Origin of the sequence: Xanthomonas sp. BRIP62415 (assembly GCF_003993515.1) — a bacterium.
In the GTDB taxonomy this organism is placed as follows: domain Bacteria; phylum Pseudomonadota; class Gammaproteobacteria; order Xanthomonadales; family Xanthomonadaceae; genus Xanthomonas; species Xanthomonas euroxanthea.
The window spans coordinates 1-16,601 of record NZ_QEZH01000042.1 but is presented as its reverse complement, the minus strand read 5'-3'; the positions used below and the strand labels follow the sequence as shown (position 1 = coordinate 16,601).

General features: G+C 65.9%; 16 protein-coding genes and 1 tRNA gene. 12 read left to right on the top strand and 5 right to left on the bottom strand.

Going from position 1 to position 16,601, the window contains the following annotated elements; all coding sequences use genetic code 11:
* Window positions 1–2: 2 nt before the first annotated feature.
* On the top strand, window positions 3–1,256 hold the full coding sequence (gene pgaC, locus EO141_RS21025) for a poly-beta-1,6-N-acetyl-D-glucosamine synthase (protein WP_104585337.1): 1,254 nt from the start codon (window positions 3–5) through the stop codon (window positions 1,254–1,256).
* Window positions 1,253–1,699 (top strand): poly-beta-1,6-N-acetyl-D-glucosamine biosynthesis protein PgaD, encoded by a 447-nt coding sequence (pgaD, locus tag EO141_RS21020; protein WP_104585335.1) that lies wholly within the window; start codon window positions 1,253–1,255, stop codon window positions 1,697–1,699. Before pgaC ends, pgaD begins: the two co-directional genes overlap by 4 nt.
* Window positions 1,700–1,899: 200 nt before the next feature.
* Here the strand turns inward: pgaD and EO141_RS21015 are convergent, their stop codons facing one another.
* The 3 genes from EO141_RS21015 to EO141_RS21005 all read right to left on the bottom strand — a co-directional run bounded on the left by EO141_RS21015 (window position 1,900) and on the right by EO141_RS21005 (window position 3,407).
* A complete protein-coding gene (locus EO141_RS21015; protein WP_206514845.1) occupies window positions 1,900–2,433 on the bottom strand; it encodes a GNAT family N-acetyltransferase in 534 nt (177 codons plus the stop codon).
* 148 nt (window positions 2,434–2,581) lie between these two features.
* Window positions 2,582–3,019 carry a GNAT family N-acetyltransferase gene (locus EO141_RS21010; RefSeq protein WP_127170206.1) on the bottom strand — a complete coding sequence of 146 codons (438 nt, stop codon included), beginning with the start codon at window positions 3,017–3,019 and terminating at the stop codon, window positions 2,582–2,584.
* A gap of 311 nt (window positions 3,020–3,330) precedes the next feature.
* Window positions 3,331–3,407 (bottom strand) — tRNA-Arg (locus tag EO141_RS21005).
* 133 nt (window positions 3,408–3,540) lie between these two features.
* Between EO141_RS21005 and EO141_RS21000 the strand changes: the two genes are divergently transcribed.
* From EO141_RS21000 to EO141_RS20960, 8 genes are all read left to right on the top strand, one after another.
* Window positions 3,541–5,073 carry an aldehyde dehydrogenase family protein gene (locus tag EO141_RS21000; protein ID WP_115676813.1) on the top strand — a complete coding sequence of 511 codons (1,533 nt, stop codon included), beginning with the start codon at window positions 3,541–3,543 and terminating at the stop codon, window positions 5,071–5,073.
* Window positions 5,074–5,414: 341 nt separating this feature from the next.
* Entirely contained in the window at window positions 5,415–5,699 is a 285-nt protein-coding gene (locus EO141_RS20990; protein ID WP_104648608.1) for a DUF4190 domain-containing protein, read from the top strand.
* Window positions 5,700–5,701: 2 nt separating this feature from the next.
* Entirely contained in the window at window positions 5,702–6,469 is a 768-nt protein-coding gene (locus tag EO141_RS20985; RefSeq protein ID WP_164739366.1) for a class I SAM-dependent methyltransferase, read from the top strand.
* Between the two features lie 5 nt (window positions 6,470–6,474).
* Entirely contained in the window at window positions 6,475–7,530 is a 1,056-nt protein-coding gene (locus tag EO141_RS20980) for a quinone-dependent dihydroorotate dehydrogenase (RefSeq protein ID WP_127170205.1), read from the top strand.
* Complete coding sequence (gene murB, locus EO141_RS20975; RefSeq protein ID WP_119128425.1) at window positions 7,527–8,579, top strand: UDP-N-acetylmuramate dehydrogenase; 1,053 nt, start codon at window positions 7,527–7,529, stop codon at window positions 8,577–8,579. The genes EO141_RS20980 and murB overlap by 4 nt, the downstream gene beginning before the upstream one ends.
* Window positions 8,573–9,484, top strand: coding sequence for a DMT family transporter (locus tag EO141_RS20970; protein ID WP_127170204.1), 912 nt, complete (start codon window positions 8,573–8,575; stop codon window positions 9,482–9,484). The genes murB and EO141_RS20970 overlap by 7 nt, the downstream gene beginning before the upstream one ends.
* A 138-nt stretch (window positions 9,485–9,622) precedes the next feature.
* On the top strand, window positions 9,623–10,327 hold the full coding sequence (locus EO141_RS20965) for an aspartate/glutamate racemase family protein (protein WP_127170203.1): 705 nt from the start codon (window positions 9,623–9,625) through the stop codon (window positions 10,325–10,327).
* Between the two features lie 165 nt (window positions 10,328–10,492).
* Window positions 10,493–11,791 carry an MFS transporter gene (locus tag EO141_RS20960; protein WP_127170202.1) on the top strand — a complete coding sequence of 433 codons (1,299 nt, stop codon included), beginning with the start codon at window positions 10,493–10,495 and terminating at the stop codon, window positions 11,789–11,791.
* A gap of 81 nt (window positions 11,792–11,872) precedes the next feature.
* Here EO141_RS20960 and EO141_RS20955 read toward each other — a convergent pair whose 3' ends face one another.
* Window positions 11,873–12,571: a phosphatase PAP2 family protein gene (locus tag EO141_RS20955; protein ID WP_127170201.1), complete on the bottom strand. Its 699-nt coding sequence runs from the start codon at window positions 12,569–12,571 to the stop codon at window positions 11,873–11,875.
* Window positions 12,552–13,817: a flavodoxin-dependent (E)-4-hydroxy-3-methylbut-2-enyl-diphosphate synthase gene (ispG, locus tag EO141_RS20950; RefSeq protein WP_127170200.1), complete on the bottom strand. Its 1,266-nt coding sequence runs from the start codon at window positions 13,815–13,817 to the stop codon at window positions 12,552–12,554. Before ispG ends, EO141_RS20955 begins: the two co-directional genes overlap by 20 nt.
* 120 nt (window positions 13,818–13,937) lie before the next feature.
* Between ispG and EO141_RS20945 the strand changes: the two genes are divergently transcribed.
* Together EO141_RS20945 and EO141_RS20940 are read left to right on the top strand one after the other, a co-directional pair.
* The gene (locus EO141_RS20945) at window positions 13,938–15,164 is read left to right on the top strand and encodes an ATP-binding protein (RefSeq protein ID WP_164739365.1); all 1,227 of its coding nucleotides are present in this window, start codon (window positions 13,938–13,940) and stop codon (window positions 15,162–15,164) included.
* Window positions 15,161–15,739 (top strand): response regulator transcription factor, encoded by a 579-nt coding sequence (locus EO141_RS20940; protein WP_104585309.1) that lies wholly within the window; start codon window positions 15,161–15,163, stop codon window positions 15,737–15,739. The genes EO141_RS20945 and EO141_RS20940 overlap by 4 nt, the downstream gene beginning before the upstream one ends.
* Window positions 15,740–16,601 lie beyond the last annotated feature (862 nt).

Here is a 16,601-nt window from a genome sequence, read left to right as displayed (position 1 = left end):
CGATGACGACCAGCCTCCTGTTGGGCGCCCTGTTCAACTTCGCGTTTTTCTATCCCATCATCATGGCGTTCTTCTGGATGATCGGAGGCACGTACTACTACCTGCGACGCGAACGCGGCACGCCCGGCCCCTCGTCGCCGCCACCGTTGGCCAGCGAGCCGTTCGTATCGCTGCTGGTGCCCTGCTACAACGAGGCCAAGCATGTCGGCGAGACCATCGCCGCGATGAGTGCGCAGAACTATCCGGATTTCGAGATCATCGCCATCAACGATGGCAGCAGCGACAACACGGCCGAGGCACTCGACGATCTCACCCACCAGCATCCGCGCCTGCGCGTGGTGCACCTGGAACAGAACCACGGCAAGGCCAACGCACTGCGGGTCGGCACGCTGGCATCGCGCTCGGACTACCTGGTGTGCGTGGATGCCGACGCCATCCTGGACCCGAATGCCACGCGCTGGATGGTGGGCCACCTGATCTCCGGCCCGCGCGTCGGCGGTGTCACCGGCAATCCGCGCGTGCGCAACCGCACCACGCTGATGGGCCGCATGCAGGTGGGCGAATTTTCCGCCATCGTGGGCCTGATCAAACGTGCGCAGCGCGTCTACGGGCGCCTGTTCACCGTGTCGGGCGTGATCTGCGCGTTTCGCCGCTCGGCGCTGCACCACGTCGGCTTCTGGTCCGACAACATGGTAACCGAAGACATCGACATCTCCTGGCGTCTGCAGCTGGACGACTGGGATATTCGCTACGAGCCCAACGCGCTGTGCTGGATCCTGATGCCGGAGACCTTCCGTGGCCTGTGGATGCAGCGCCTGCGCTGGGCACGCGGCGGCGTGGAAGTGCTGCTGAGCCATGGCCGCCGCGTGCTGTCCTGGCGCAGCCGACGCATGTGGGGCGTGTTGCTGGAATACGCGCTCAGCCTGGCCTGGGCCTACACCATGCTCTTCATCATCGTGCTGTGGCTGCTTGGCAAGGTCATCCCGCTGCCGCCTGCGCTGTACGTCGACACCATCCTGCCGCGCTGGCACGGCCTGGTGCTGGCGGTGGTGTGCCTGATGCAGTTCGCCACCAGCCTGGTGATCGAACGCCGCTACGAAAAAGGCCTGGCGCGCCAGTTCTTCTGGGTGATCTGGTATCCGGTCGCCTTCTGGATGATCGGCATGCTCACTGCCGTCATCGCCTTCCCCCGCGCCCTGCTCGCACGTCGCAGCAAACGTGCCCGCTGGAAAAGCCCCGACCGAGGAATCCAATGACACCGCCCATCATCAACCTGCCACAACGCCTCGGCCGCTCGCGCCGCCTCGCCTACGGCGCCGCCACCGCCGGCGCCTGGATGGTCTACTTCTATCTGTGGGCACCACTGGCAACGCTGATCGCCTGGTTCTTCGGCCTGCGCAGCGCCTACACGGAGCTGTATCTCAAGCACAACGCCCTGGATCCATTCGCGCTGGGCGCCCTGCCGGTGATCGCGCTGATGAGCGCCATCACCACCGTCGGCTGGGCCGAGTACAACCGCATCCGCTTCGCCAAGGCCGACCGGCGCAAGCGCCGCCCCACCGTGCTCGAACCGGAAGTCGATCAACGCCTGGGCGTTCCCGAGCAACTCGGCAGCCTGCTGCGCCATAGCCGCATCTCATCGGTGGCGATGGACAAGTTTGCGCGGCCGGTGGGGGTGCGGGTGGTTAGGCGCGGGTGAGTGGTTCTTGCAGTTCGTGCAACATCCTGGCGCAAAACCATGATGTTCGCTCAAAGCTCGGCCCGTATCAAAGAAACTGTGCAACGTGCGCACCGGCGGATGCACATTGCGGACAGGAGCCTGGGCACCGTGACGATTTATACGGTGAGAACAACCATGGCAACTCTCCACATCCACGCCATCAAAACAGCGGGCGCAGATCAGCTTCGGGCCGGGATCCTGTACACCACGGAATCGTATTTGACTCCCGAACTTCGCCCAACCTCGACGCCACCAAGGGACTCGGCGATGCGACGGCTTGGCCTATTCACATCCGCTACGGGATAGATGAATCCGGCAGAGCCAAACGCTTTCGCCCCCCAGCCGACGATTGCTCTAACCGCTTCACGCCCGTACCCATGGCCATGTTCGCTTTCCCGGATCCAGATGCCGACTTCCGGCTCAGGCGTACGTGTGCGATGAAGACCGCACAGTCCAGCAAATGCTCGCGTAGCGCCGATCCGTATCACAAAGTTGAAATCCTCCCCCTTTTCATTTTCCTTCAACCACCCTTGCCAGACACCCTTGAAATCCATCCGTGATTGCGGAGGATCAAACGACATGTAGCGCGTCAAGGAAGGAGTGATGCATGCAAACACCTCGTCTGCATCAGCTGGCGTAAACGGCCGAAGTCGTAGGCGCGGCGACACCAGTTCGATCTGGCTCCAGTCCACTCGCAGGTGTTCCAACGTCATGCATTGCGATCCTTATCCAAGCAACGTCCCTAGCGTACTGCTGAGGCGCTCCCACGGCGATACCACGGTAAGCACATGCTCGATACACCTCGCGTGATTAAGCGACACCCGCCTAAGCCCGAGTCTCTCGCCAGTATATTTCGGGTTGTTATTTCTGGCACTTTTCAAAGCGGACATCACCTCCCGGCAAGTTCTTCACAGGCTGCCAGCCCAGGCTTCGATAAAAGCCACTCGCACGGCTAGCCTCAGCTGTCTCCAGCCAAATCGTCCGATGGCGCTGAAATAAGCAAGCCTCCGCTTTATCCATCAATCTGCGCCCCAATCCGTTCCCCTCGAAGTCGGGTAGAACGAAAGCGGCGAACACACATCCTTCCTCGACATCCACCATAGAAAAACCGACGGGGGCACCATTGACCTCGGCGACCCAAGCGCATGGGGCTTCTAGAATTGCCTTTTTTATGGTTGCGGGGGTAATGCCCATTTCCACCAGTTGATCACGGGATAGATGATTTTCGTGAACCCTGGTGCGAATATCAAAAATTGCATCGATATCGGCCGGGCCAGCGAGTCTGATGGTTTTCTCCATGATGCACTGCTTTATATTCAATCCATATGGTCCAGATGGTTTTTAGATATCTGGCGCAATCAACGGCGGCCTCGTTCGCATGGCAGCAGCTCCGTCATCTCACTCCTCCCGCTGCGTCGCAGCCGTGGCGGTACGTCTTTGAGATCGGCTTACGCATCATGACCGCTCATGCGTGCCGGCTGGACCAGCCCATGACCGCGGCTGCCCATTTGCCAGACCATTCCGATCAGGTGGAAACATCTTCAGAGGATGAGCCGGCACACATGTGCCTGCCGAAACCAAACCGCTCGAGATGCTAAGTGATTGATTCCTGGTGACCCCGGCCCGATTCGAACGGGCGACCTTCCCCTTAGGAGGGGGACGCTCTATCCAGCTGAGCTACGGGGCCAAGATGGGCATTGTCGCACGATCGTTGCGATTGCCAAGCCGGTGGGTGGTTGGCGGAGCCTGCTAAAATCGGCGGCTACCCGTGTCGCGGTGGCCCTGGCTGCCGCGCGACCGTCCCGACCTTTGGAGATCCCATGTCCGCTGACCTGCTCAAGGCGCTCGACCTCGCCGCGTCCAATTCCGGTACTTATCTTGGCGAGGCCACCTGGTCGCAGGCGACCGGCGCCGGGGTGCTGCAGCCGCTCAATCCGACCACCAATGCGGTGATCGCCGATGTGCAGGCGACCACGCCGGAGGATTACGAGCTGATCGTCCAGCGTGCGCAGGCCGCCTTCAAGGTCTGGCGGACCACGCCTGCGCCGCGCCGTGGCGAAGCTGTTCGCCTGTGTGGCGAGGCGCTGCGCGCGCACAAGGATGCGCTGGGCTCGCTGGTGGCGCTGGAAATGGGCAAGAGCAAGCCCGAGGGCGATGGCGAGGTGCAGGAGATGATCGACATCGCCGACTTCGCGGTCGGCCAGAGCCGCATGCTCTATGGCTACACCATGCATTCGGAGCGTCCCGGCCACCGCATGTACGAGCAGTACCAGCCGCTGGGCCTGGTCGGCATCATCAGCGCGTTCAACTTCCCGGTGGCAGTGTGGGCGTGGAATGCGTTCCTGGCGGCGATCTGCGGCGATATCTGCATCTGGAAGCCGTCCAACAAGACGCCGCTGACCGCGATCGCGACGATGAAGATCTGCAATGCCGCGCTCAAGGACGCCGGCTTCCCGGACATCTTCTTCCTGATCAACGATGCCGGCACCTCCCTGTCCGAGAAGCTGGTCGAGGACAGCCGCGTGCCGCTGATCAGCTTCACCGGGTCGACCCAGATCGGCCGCGTGGTTGCGGAAAAGGTCGCGCGCCGCCTGGGCCGTTGCCTGCTCGAACTGGGCGGCAACAACGCCATCATCCTGGACGAAACCGCCGACCTGAAGCTGGCCATCCCCGGCATCGTGTTCGGCGCGGTGGGCACCGCCGGGCAGCGCTGCACCACCACGCGCCGCCTGATCGTGCATGAATCCATCTACGACAACGTGCTGGCCACGCTGGTCAAGGCGTACAAGCAGCTCGACAGCAAGATCGGCGACCCCACCGACCCGGCCAACCTGATGGGCCCGCTCAACAGCCAGGGCGCGGTGGAGCAGTTCCTGGCCTCGATCGCCAAGGCCAAGGCGGCCGGCGGCACGGTCGAAGTGGGCGGCACCGCGATCGATCGCCCTGGCAACTTCGTGCTGCCGGCGATCGTCACCGGGCTGCAGAACAGCGACGCGGTGGTGCAGCACGAGACCTTCGCGCCGATCCTGTACGTGATGAAGTACAGCACGCTGGACGAGGCGATCGAGCTGCAGAACGGCGTGCCGCAGGGCCTGTCGTCGTCGATCTTCACCCAGAACCTGAAGGCGGCCGAGAAGTTCCTGTCGGCGGCCGGCAGCGACTGCGGCATCGCCAACGTCAACATCGGCACCTCCGGTGCGGAGATCGGCGGTGCGTTCGGTGGCGAGAAGGAGACCGGCGGTGGCCGCGAATCCGGCTCGGATGCCTGGAAGGTCTATATGCGTCGCCAGACCAATACGATCAACTACTCCGACTCGCTGCCGCTGGCACAGGGCATCAAGTTCGATCTCTGATCGACGTGTGCAGGCGCGCCGGGCATCGCGCCGGCGCGCTGTCGCATGCGTGCCGGACCATGGCTGCTCCGGTGCGTCCGCGCCCGGCATCCACGCTCCCGGCGGCGTGGCCCCGATGCCGTGGTCACAGCCGCGAGTCGCACCTGCGCATCATCTGGGCGTCCAAGGTTTCCCTCGCCGCTCAGTCCGATGTTGGGGCGAGCAGACATCCAGCCCCGCCCGTTCGCGTCAAACCCGACCACGCGATCGCGTTTGGCCGCAGATGGCACGCCATTCGGGCGGCAGCTCTGGGATAATCGGGCCACGCCAGCCGTCGGCTGCCGCCACTTCAGGAGTTCATGATGAACGTCGTCGTTCGACAGACCAGCGCCATGGCCATCGTCAGCCTGGTCTCGGGCATTCTCGGCTGGACGCTGATCCCGTTTCTCGGCAGCCTCTGCGCCATCATCACCGGCCACATGGCGCGCGCGGAAATCCGCCGCAATCCGCAGGGGCTGGACGGCGACGGGCTGGCCATCGGCGGGCTGATTCTCGGCTGGTTGGCGGTTGCGCTCTGGGTGGCAGGGGTGGCGATCTTCATCCTGTTCTTCGGCGGCCTGGCCTGGCTTGCGGCCGCCAACAGTTGAGCATGGCCGCGCCCTCCTCCGCCCAACGCTTCAACGACCGCGTCGCGGCCTATGTGCGCTACCGGCCAAGCTATCCGCCACAACTGCTGCGCTGGCTGCACGAAGAGCTGGGCGTGACGCCGGCCACCACGGTGGCCGATATCGGTGCCGGCACCGGCATCTCCAGCCGGCTGTTCCTGGAGGCCGGCTATCCGGTCACGGCGGTGGAACCCAACCCGGCCATGCGCGAAGCCGCGCAACAGTGGCTGGCGGAGTTCCCCACCTTCCGCGCGGTCGACGGCACCGCCGAGGCCACCGGGCTGGCCGCTGCCAGTGTCGGATTGGTGTCCGCGGCACAGGCCTTCCACTGGTTCGACGTTCGGGCGGTGCGCGCCGAATGGGCGCGCATCCTGCAGCCCGGCGGGCTGGCGGTGATCTACTGGAACAGCCGCGAGCTGGACACCACCGACTTCCTGCGCGGCTACGAGCAATTGCTGCTGGACTACGGCACCGACTATTCGGCCGTGGCCGAGCGCTATCAGGACGATGCCACCATGCAGGCCTGGTTCGGCGACGGCTTCCGCGCGATGGCGCGCTTTCCCAACGTGCAGCGGCTGGATTTCGATGCCTTGCGTGGCCGGCTGTTGTCTTCGTCATATGCGCCGCTGGCGCATGACCCGCGTCATGTCCCGATGCTCGCCGCGCTGCGCACGCTGTTCGATGCGCACGCGCGCGACGGGCTGATCGACTTCCAATACCAGACCCGGGTGTTCGCCGGGGGATTGAACTGACCCACATGTATTCGCTTGCCCGCCCCCTGCTGTTTTCCCTCGACGCCGAGCGCGCCCATGCGCTGGCATTGCGCTCCATCGATGTTGCCTACCGCACCGGCACCACATCGCTGCTGGCCAGGCGCCCGGAGCCGCTGCCGACACCGGCCTTCGGGCTGATGTTTCCCAACCCGGTCGGTCTCGGTGCCGGCCTGGACAAGAACGGCGAGCACATCGATGCGCTGCTTGCGCTTGGCTTTGGGTTTGTCGAGATCGGCACGGTGACCCCGCGGCCGCAGGAGGGCAATCCCAAGCCGCGCATGTTCCGCTTGCCGGAGTACCAGGCGGTGATCAACCGCATGGGCTTCAACAACCTGGGCGTGGATGTGCTGGTGGCCAACGTGCAACGCGCGCGTCGTCGCGGCGGCCTGCTCGGCATCAACATCGGCAAGAACAAGGACACGCCCAACGAAGAGGCGACCAGCGATTACCGCTATTGCATGGAGCGCATCTACCCGCTGGCCGACTACATCACCGTCAACATCTCCTCGCCCAACACCGCCGGCTTGCGCGAACTGCAGGAAGAACAGGCGCTGCGTCGGCTGATCGCCGACCTGCGCGAAACCCAGGAAGCCCTGGCCGCGCAACACGGCAAGCGCGTGCCGATGCTGGTGAAGGTGGCGCCGGACCTCAACGACCGCGACATCGATGCGGCCGCGCGCGTGCTGGCCGACCTGGCGGTGGATGGCGTGATCGCCACCAACACCACGGTGACGCGCACCTTGATCGCCAATCATCCGCTGGCTGGCGAGGCTGGCGGCCTGTCGGGTGCACCGCTGCTGGGGCAATCCACGCTGGTGCTGCGCCGCTTGCGCGCCCGCCTGCCCGAGTCGATTCCGTTGATCGGCGTGGGCGGCATCAATTCCGGTGCGGACGCGGTAGCCAAGATGGCGGCCGGCGCGACCCTGGTGCAGTGCTACAGCGGCCTGGTCTATCGCGGGCCGCCGCTGATCGGCGAATGCGTCAATGCAATCCGCCGCCGCCGCGAGGCGCCCAGCGGCGGTGCGGTGTCGCCGTTATGAGCACTGCAGCGCAGGCCGGCTGGCGCTTGAGCGAGCACGCGCCACTGCGCGCGCTCAACACCTTCCATGTGGAGGCCACGGCACGCTGGTTGCTGGGCATCCACGCACCCGATGCACTGCCGCAGGCGCTGGCGGCACCGGAGATCGCCGGGCAGCCGCTGCTGGTGTTGGGCAGCGGCAGCAACGTGCTGCTGGCCGGCGACCCGCCGGGCTGCGTGCTGTGTTTCGAAAACCGCGACATCGCCATCATTGCGCACCACGCCGACCACGCCATCGTGCGCGCCGGTGCCGGCGTCAACTGGCATGCGCTGGTGCTGTATTCGCTGCAGCAGGGGTTGTCGGGGCTGGAGAACCTGGCCTTGATTCCCGGCACGGTCGGCGCCTGCCCGATCCAGAACATCGGCGCATACGGCGCGCAGGTGGGCGACTTCATCCATGTGGTGGATGCCTTCGACCTGCAGGCACAGCAATTCGTGCGACTGACTGCGGCCGAGTGCGCCTTTGCCTATCGCGACAGCGTGTTCAAGCAGCAGCCGGAGCGTTACCTGATCGTCGCGGTGGAATTCAATCTGCCGCTGCTGCATGAGTTGCGGCTGGACTATGCCGGCATCCGCGAGGAACTGGCCAGCATGGGCGCCGAACTGGCCGGTGCCGCCGATGTGGCGCAGGCGGTGATCAATATCCGTCGGCGCAAGCTGCCGGACCCGGATGTGCTCGGCAATGCCGGCAGCTTCTTCAAGAATCCGTTGCTGCCCAGCGAGCAGATCGCCGCGTTGCAGGCCACATTCGCCGACATGCCGGTGTATCCAGGCGAACAGCCCGGCCAGGGCAAGTTGTCGGCGGCCTGGTTGATCGAGCAGTGTGGCTGGAAAGGCCGGCGCGAGGGCGATGCCGGGGTATCGCCGGACCACGCGCTGGTGCTGGTCAACTACGGCACTGCCAGCGGTGCGCAACTGCTGGATGTTGCGCGGCGCATCGCCGAGTCGGTGCGCGAGCGTTATTCGGTGATCCTGGAGCCGGAGCCACGCATCATCGGAGCGCATTGGTGACCGCAGCGCAGGCGTCGCGACGTGCCGCGCTGTGGATGCTCACCAGTACCTTCGCCTTTGGCCTGATGGCGATCTGCATCCGGCTGGCGTCAAGCACGATCGCCACCACCGAGATCGCGTTCTTTCGCAATGCGTTCGGGCTGCTGGCCCTGTTGCCGCTGATCCTGCGCCCCGGCAAGGCGCTGCCGCGCACGCGGCAGTTGCCGCACTATCTGGCACGCACCCTGATCGGCCTGGCCTCGATGCTGTGCGGGTTCTGGGCGATCGGCCACCTGCCGTTGTCGCAGGCGATCTCGCTGTCGTATTCCACCCCGTTGTTCGTCACCGTCCTTGCCGTGGTGTGGCTGCGCGAACAGGTGCGCCTGCGGCGCTGGCTGGCGGTGGCGGCCGGATTCATCGGCGTGCTGGTGATCCTGCGGCCGGGCTCGTCCACCTTTACGCCCGGGCTGCTGATTGCGCTGCTGGCAGCGGTGATCAGCGCCGTGGTGGCGATCCAGATCAAGCAGCTCTCGCGCAGCGACGACTCGGACACCGTGGTGTTCTACACCTATGTGTTCTGGGTGCCGATGTCGCTGATTCCGGCACTGTTCCAGTGGACCTGGCCGCACGGTATCGACTGGCTCTGGCTGGCGGCGACCGGCATCTTCGGCACCGCCGGGCAGCTGTTCTGGACGCGCGCGCTCAAGCTGGGCGAAGTCTCCGCACTGCAGCCGATCAGCTTCATGCAGCTGCCGCTGGTGGCGCTGCTGGGCTGGTGGCTGTTCGGCGAGGCGATCGAACACCATACCCTTATCGGTGCGGCCATCATCATCAGTGCCAACGTCTACATCGCGCATCGTGAAAGCGTGCTGGCACGCCGCGCCGCCACGCATGCGCCGCTGGAAGGCGCAAAACCGGGCGAGTGATCGACCGTCTGCAGGCGGCCTGACCGGCGCGCGATGGCGTGGCGACGCTGCCGACGTACACTGCGCCGATACGCGCTCCCCGGGCATCGAAGGGCGATGCGTACGCACATTCGTTGACTGTTCCAAAGTGAGGTCGGTATGCCGGTTCCAAGCAAAACCATCGGCCTGATCGGCGGCATGAGCTGGGAATCCACCCTGCCCTACTACCGCATCATCAACCAGCGGGTGCGCCATGCCTGCGGCGGCCTGCACTCGGCCAAGGTCTTGCTGTACAGCGTCAACTTCCATGAGATCGAGCGCCTGCAACACGCCGGCGACTGGGACGGCGCCGGCCGGGCGATGGCAGCAGCGGCGCGCGCGCTGCATGCCGGTGGCGCCGACTTCCTGGTGCTGTGCACCAACACCATGCATTGCGTTGCCGATGCGATCACCTCCGCCACGCCGCTGCCATTGCTGCATATCGCCGATGCCACGGCCGAGGCGCTGATTGCGGCGGGCGTCACCCGGGTCGGGCTGCTCGGCACGCGTTTCACCATGGAACAGCCGTTCTATCGCGAGCGCCTGGCTGCGCGTGGCCTGCAGGTGCTGGTACCGCCGGCCGACGTACGCGCGCAGCTGCATCGGGTGATCTACGACGAACTCTGCCAGGGCGTCATCCGGCCGGCGTCGCGCGGCTATTTTCGTCAGGTCATGGCCGACCTCGGCCAGGAGGGCGCGCAAGCGATCATCCTGGGCTGTACCGAGATTTCGCTGCTGGTGGACAGCAGCGATGCACAGTTGCCGTTGTTCGACACCACCGCCCTGCATGCCGAAGCGGCCGCGCACGCAAGTGTGCGCGACTGACCGCCACCAAAGGCGCAGCCAGCGCGCCTTTCCCGAAGTGCCCCCGCCCCGCCGTTGCGTGCAAACGTGCAAGCTGCGCATTGCCGCAGCGAGAACATGGGTGACTCACACCCCGCGGCTGCAGCACGCGCAGGCGCGCGATCACCTGCCACAGGATGTCATGCCTTGAAGACCCGTCCAGCAACAGGCACCGCACCAGCAAGCCAGCTCACACGCGGTGATTACAAGACGCTGGCGTTGTCCGCACTGGGCGGCGCACTGGAATTCTACGACTTCATCATCTTCATTTTCTTCGCCACGGTGCTGGGGGAGCTGTTCTTCCCACCGGGCATTCCGGAGTGGATGCGGCAGTTGCAGACCTTCGGCATCTTTGCAGCCGGGTACCTGATCCGCCCGCTGGGCGGGATGGTGATGGCGCACTTCGGCGATCTGCTCGGTCGCAAGCGCATGTTCGCGCTGAGCATCGGGCTGATGGCGTTGCCGACGCTGGCCATCGGCGTGCTGCCGACTTACGCGCAGATCGGCCTGGCCGCCCCCTTACTGCTGCTGACGATGCGGTTGCTGCAGGGCGCGGCCATCGGCGGCGAAGTCCCCAGTGCATGGGTCTTCGTCGCAGAACACGTGCCTGCACAGCGCAGGGGACTGGCGTGCGGGACCTTGACGGCCGGCCTGGCGGCCGGCGTGTTGCTCGGCTCGCTCAGTGCCGGGGCGATCAATCGCGCCTTCACACCGCAGGAAATCGCCGAAGGCGCCTGGCGCCTGCCGTTCCTGGCCGGTGGCATCTTCGGCCTGCTTTCGGTGTATCTGCGGCGCTGGCTGCACGAAACACCGGTGTTCGCCGGGCTGATGGCGATGCGTGCCCTGGCGCGCGAGACGCCGCTCAAGGTGGTGCTGCGCGATCATCCACGCAGTGTGGCGCTGTCGTTGTGGCTGACCTGGATGGTGGCAGCCGGGGTGCTGGTGGTGTCGTTGATGACGCCGACGCTGCTGCAGAGCGCGTATCACTATCCGGCAGCGGTCGCCTTGCAGGCCAACCTGCTTGCGGTCCTGCTGCAGGCGGCCGGCTCGATCGTGGCCGGCGCCTTGTCCGATCGCTACGGCAATGGACGCGTGCTGCTTGCCGGCAGCGTATTCCTGGGCGCCAGCGCCTGGCTGTTCTATCGGCTGGCCGGCGATCCGCAGTTGCTGTTTCCACTATATGCCCTGATGGGCGCGGCGCTCGGCGTCCTGGGCGCGATCCCGCGCGTCATGGTCGAGGCGTTTCCGCCGGTGGTGCGCCTGTCCGGCGTGTCATTCGCCTACAACCTGGGCTATGCGGTGTTTGGTGGCCTGACCCCGCTGGTGGTGGTGATGCTGCTCAAGCAGCACCCGATGGGACCGGCGTATTACATGATTCTGCTGGCAGTGATCGGCAGCGTGATCGGGCTGCAGTTGCGGCGCCGGGAGCTGGCAAGCCCTCGCTGAGTCAAAGGCAGCGGCGTATTGGCGCCACGCTAGGCATCCCGGCCTGCGCCGACCGCGTTCGACCACAAAGCGGTCGTGACCTCAGGTCGAAGCGGGATGGCGACGCCAATGCGGCCGCCGCGCGCCGCGAAACATCACCAGATACAGCCCTACCACCCACACCAGCGCGGCCGACCAGCCGCCCAGGATGTCGGAGGGGTAATGCACCCCCAGGTAGATCCGCGACACCCCCACCAGCACCGCGAACCCACTTGCGGCAATGGCCACCGGCCAGCGCCAGCGGGTGTTCCAGGCCAGCGAGACCACCACCGCGGCGAGCGTCATCGAGCCCATCGCATGCCCGCTGGGAAAGCTGAAGGTGCTTTCCGGGGCAATCGATTCCCACAGGCTTGGGCGGTCGCGCTGGAAGACCTGCTTGGCGCCCATGTTCAGCAAGGCCGAGCCAGCAAAGCCGAGTGCGGCAAAGGTTCCCTCGCGCCAGCGCCGCAGCATCAGCAATACCAGCACGATGGCGATATCGGCCGGGATCACCCCGTACTGGTAGCCAAGCTTGGAAACCACCCCGAAAAACGCATCCAGCCCCGGCGTGGCGATGCTGCGCATGCTCCACAGCAAGGGCTCGTCGAAGTAAAAATTTTCCAGTTCGTGGACTTCGTCGGCCAGGTCGACGAACAGGCCCAGCGGCAGCAGCACGCCGGCAAACAGCAACGCCATGCGCCACGCATTGCTGCGCAGCCATCCCCTGAAACCGGCCGGCGATTCAGTCGGCGCGGCGGACATAGGTGCGTTCGACGTACTGATCGATCAGATCGATGAACTCGTAGGCAATGTTCTCGCCACGCAGGGTGACGCTTTTCTCGCCATCGATGAACACCGGCGCCGACGGCGCCTCGCCGGTGCCCGGCAACGAGATGCCGATGTTGGCATGGCGCGATTCGCCCGGCCCGTTGACCACGCAGCCCATCACCGCCAGGGTCATGTTCTCCGCGCCGGGGTTGCTGATCTTCCACTCCGGCATCTTGGCGCGCACATGGTTCTGCACCACGCCGGCCAGTTCCTGAAAGAACTCGGAGGTGGTGCGGCCGCAACCCGGGCAGGCGGTGACCATCGGCGTGAAGGCGCGCTGGCCGGTGGTCTGCAGCAGTTCCTGCGCGACGACCACTTCCTGGGTGCGCGACTGGCCGGGCTCCGGCGTCAGCGAGATGCGGATGGTGTCGCCGATGCCTTCCTGCAGCAAAACGCTCAGCGCCGCGGCCGAAGCCACGATGCCCTTGCTGCCGATACCGGCTTCGGTCAGGCCCAGATGCAGCGCAAAATCGCAGCGGCTCGCCATGTCGCGATACACCGCGATCAGCTCCTGCACGCCGGACACCTTGGCCGACAGGATGATGCGCTCGCGCGCCAGGCCCAGTTCCACCGCGCGCTCGGCCGAATCCACTGCCGAGCGGATCAGCGCCTCGCGCAGCACGCGGCCGGCATCCCAGGGCGTGTCGCGCTGCGAGTTCTCGTCCATCAGCTGCGCGGCCAGCGACTGGTCCAGCGAGCCCCAGTTGGCACCGATGCGCACCGGCTTGTCGTACTTGATCGCAAACTCGATCAGCTGCGCGAACTGCAGATCCTTCTTCTTGCCGAAGCCGACATTGCCCGGATTGATGCGGTACTTGGCCAGCGCTTCGGCGCAGGCCGGCTCGGCGGCGAGCAGCTGATGCCCGTTGTAGTGGAAGTCGCCGATCAACGGCACCTCGATCCCCATCATGCGCAGCTTGTCGACGATGCGCGGAATGGCCGCGGCCGACTCGGCGTTGTTGACGGTCAGGCGCACCATTTCCGAGCCGGCACGCCACAGGTCGGCCACCTGCTTGACGCTGCCGGCGATGTCGGCGGTGTCGGTATTGGTCATCGACTGGACGACCACCGGGTGGCCGCCGCCCACGGTCACGCTGCCGATCTTAACGGCCTGGGTGATGCGGCGCGGCCAGGCGGTGGCGTCGGCGGGAGGGGTTGGGCGAGTCACGGCGTCGTACATCGCGGTATTTTAGCCTGTCATCGGTCCGCTCACAGCTGAAGCGCTGCGCGCGCCGTCTTCCAGGCCGATGCGACGGTTTGTCGCAGGCCGCCACGCCCCCGAGCGCATAGCATTGCCGTGATGAATTCCTCAGACGCCTCCTTCCTGCGGACCCTGTGCAGCCTGCGCTGGCTGGCCACTGCCGGCCAGGCCGCCACCATCCTGGTCGCCACCGGGCTGATGGGCCTGGATCTGCCGCAGCAACCCTTGTGGGCCGGCGTGGCCGCGCTGGCGGTGTTCAACCTGTATGCGCAGCTGCGGGTGGCCCATCGCGGCGCGGTCAGCCCGGCCACCGAATTCGGCCACATCCTGGTCGATGTCACGGTGCTGACCTGGATGGTGGGCTGGAGCGGCGGCATCGCCAACCCCTTCGGCTCCCTGTTCCTGGTGCTGATCGCCCTGGCCGCGCTGGCCCTGCCGCTGGGCTGGGCGATGGCGGTGGCGGCGGCGTGCGTGGCCGGTTATGTGATCAGTGCAGCGTTCGGGCTGCCGCTGCCCTACGGCAGTTTCGACCCGCTCAGCCTGCATATGTGGGGCATGGCCGCCAACTTCCTGTTGTCCACGGTGGTGGTGCTGGCCTTCGCCACCCGGCTGGCCTTGTCGATGCGCGAACGCGAGCGCGAGATCTCCACGCTGCGCGAGCGCTTCGCGCGCAACGAGGGCATCGTCGCGCTGGCCACGCATGCGGCCTCGGTCGCGCATGAGTTGAACACGCCGCTGGCGACGATGACGCTGCTGGTCGACGACATCGCCGACCAGTGCGACCAGAGCGAATTGCGCGAGGATCTGGACACCTTGCGCGAGCTGCTGGTGCAGTGCCACGAGCGCGTGCTGGCGCTGGCCGCACCGGCCGACAACGGCCACCTCAGCCGCGAAGTCGCGGTCAAGGACGTGCTGGAACAATGGCGGCTGGTGCGCCCGACCATCGAGCTGCGCCGCAACGACGATGCGCCGATGCGCCTGCTGCTGCAGCCCGGGGTCAGCCATCTGCTGATGGTGTTGCTCAACAATGCGGCCGATGCCGGCGAACGGGCCGGCCGGCCGCAGATCGACCTGACGCTGCGCGTGGAGCAGGATCATCTCAGCGGCGAAGTACGCGACTACGGTCCGGGCTTCGATACCTCGCAAGCCATGCTGCCCGGCACCCTGTTCAACAGCGGCAAGCATGACGGCATGGGTGTTGGGCTGGCGCTGTCGCATGCCACCGTCGAACGGCTGCAGGGCGAGTTGTGGATGCTGCCCGCCGAAGGCAGCGGCGCCCGCGTCGGTTTCCGTCTGCCGCTCTCCGAACACGAGGCACTCGCATGACAAGCACTCCCCTGCGCACCGGCCTGCTGGTCGACGACGACACCTTGTACCTGCGCACGCTGCAACGCAGCCTCGCCCGCCGCGGCGTGGACACCCTGACCGCCACCGATGCGGCCAGTGCCTTGTCGACCGCACGCAGCGCCCTGCCGGATTTCGCCCTGATCGATCTCAAGCTCGGCCACGATTCCGGCCTGAGCCTGATCCAGCCGTTGCGCGAGATCCGCGCCGACATGCGCATCCTGCTGGTCACCGGCTACGCGAGCATCGCCACCGCCGTGGAGGCCATCAAGCTCGGTGCCGACGACTATCTGCCCAAGCCGGCCAATATCCCCACCATCATGCGGGCACTGGGCGAAGAGGACGACGAGCTGCCCGAGCCGGACGAAGAAGAAACCGCGCGGGAAATGATGACACCGCTGAGCCGCCTGCAATGGGAGCACATCCAGCAGGCGCTGCACGAAACCGGCGGCAATGTCTCGGCTGCCGCACGCCTGCTCGGCATGCACCGCCGCTCGCTGCAGCGCAAGTTGACCAAGCGGCCAAGCCCGGGGCCATTACGCGAGCCCGGACGTTGAGACGCGGCCAGTTGCCGTGAGGAGAAATCGGTCGAGGGCGCAGCGCCCTCGCCGCTCGCCGGACACGCCGTGACCCCATCCCCAGGGGCGCGTTGGCGGCATCCATGCCGCCAACGTTCCGGCAACCCGCAAGCACACCGCACCAGACAGTTGGTCGGCGCTCTTGTGAGAGCTGTCTATCGTGCGGCGCCCATCAGACATGGAGCCGATACGTCATGAGCGAACGACGCATCCAACACCGCTCTTACCGTGCACACCGACCATCTCGATAGGTCCTTGCCTGCTCACCGTCGCGGGACCCTGAGCGGCATGGATGCCGCGCCGGAGCCTACATGGACGTACTTGCGGCGTGTCCCGCGATGGTGGGCGGGCCAGGGCCCTGCAGCCAACGCGCAGCGTCGAGGGGGCGGCGCCCTCACCGCACCAAACAGTTGGTCGGCGCTCTTGTGGGAGCTGTCTGTCGTGCGGCGCCCATCAGACATGGAGCCGATACGTCATGAGCGAACGACGCATCCAGCACCGCTCTTACCGTGCACACCGACCATCTCAACTGGTCCTTGCCCGCTCACCGTCGCGGGACCCTGAGCGGCATGGATGCCGCGCCGGAGCCTACATGGACGTACTTGCGGCGTGTCCTGCGATGGTGGGCGGGCAAGGGCCCTGCAGCCAACGCGCAGCGTCGAGGGCGCGGCGCCCTCACCGCTTGCGGGACACGCCGTTAACCCATCCCTGGGAGCTCGATGGCGGCATCCATGCCGCCACACGGTCCCGCAACCGGCAAGGACGCCGCACCAGACAGTTGGTCGGCGCTCACTTGAAAAACTGTCTGTAGTGAGGCTTGCACCAGACGTGGAGTCGATGC

What these genes read in the sequence shown, in the direction of transcription:
- murB (WP_119128425.1), top strand. Translation starts at nt 7,527, where the DNA reads ATGAGCACTGCAGCGCAGGCCGGCTGGCGCTTGAGCGAGCACGCGCCA.
- pgaD (WP_104585335.1), top strand. Translation starts at nt 1,253, where the DNA reads ATGACACCGCCCATCATCAACCTGCCACAACGCCTCGGCCGCTCGCGC.
- EO141_RS20990 (WP_104648608.1), top strand. Translation starts at nt 5,415, where the DNA reads ATGAACGTCGTCGTTCGACAGACCAGCGCCATGGCCATCGTCAGCCTG.
- EO141_RS20980 (WP_127170205.1), top strand. Translation starts at nt 6,475, where the DNA reads ATGTATTCGCTTGCCCGCCCCCTGCTGTTTTCCCTCGACGCCGAGCGC.
- EO141_RS20940 (WP_104585309.1), top strand. Translation starts at nt 15,161, where the DNA reads ATGACAAGCACTCCCCTGCGCACCGGCCTGCTGGTCGACGACGACACC.
- EO141_RS20945 (WP_164739365.1), top strand. Translation starts at nt 13,938, where the DNA reads ATGAATTCCTCAGACGCCTCCTTCCTGCGGACCCTGTGCAGCCTGCGC.
- EO141_RS20965 (WP_127170203.1), top strand. Translation starts at nt 9,623, where the DNA reads ATGCCGGTTCCAAGCAAAACCATCGGCCTGATCGGCGGCATGAGCTGG.
- EO141_RS21000 (WP_115676813.1), top strand. Translation starts at nt 3,541, where the DNA reads ATGTCCGCTGACCTGCTCAAGGCGCTCGACCTCGCCGCGTCCAATTCC.
- EO141_RS21010 (WP_127170206.1), bottom strand. Translation starts at nt 3,019, where the DNA reads ATGGAGAAAACCATCAGACTCGCTGGCCCGGCCGATATCGATGCAATT.
- pgaC (WP_104585337.1), top strand. Translation starts at nt 3, where the DNA reads ATGACGACCAGCCTCCTGTTGGGCGCCCTGTTCAACTTCGCGTTTTTC.
- EO141_RS20955 (WP_127170201.1), bottom strand. Translation starts at nt 12,571, where the DNA reads ATGTCCGCCGCGCCGACTGAATCGCCGGCCGGTTTCAGGGGATGGCTG.
- ispG (WP_127170200.1), bottom strand. Translation starts at nt 13,817, where the DNA reads ATGTACGACGCCGTGACTCGCCCAACCCCTCCCGCCGACGCCACCGCC.
- EO141_RS20985 (WP_164739366.1), top strand. Translation starts at nt 5,702, where the DNA reads ATGGCCGCGCCCTCCTCCGCCCAACGCTTCAACGACCGCGTCGCGGCC.
- EO141_RS21015 (WP_206514845.1), bottom strand. Translation starts at nt 2,433, where the DNA reads ATGACGTTGGAACACCTGCGAGTGGACTGGAGCCAGATCGAACTGGTG.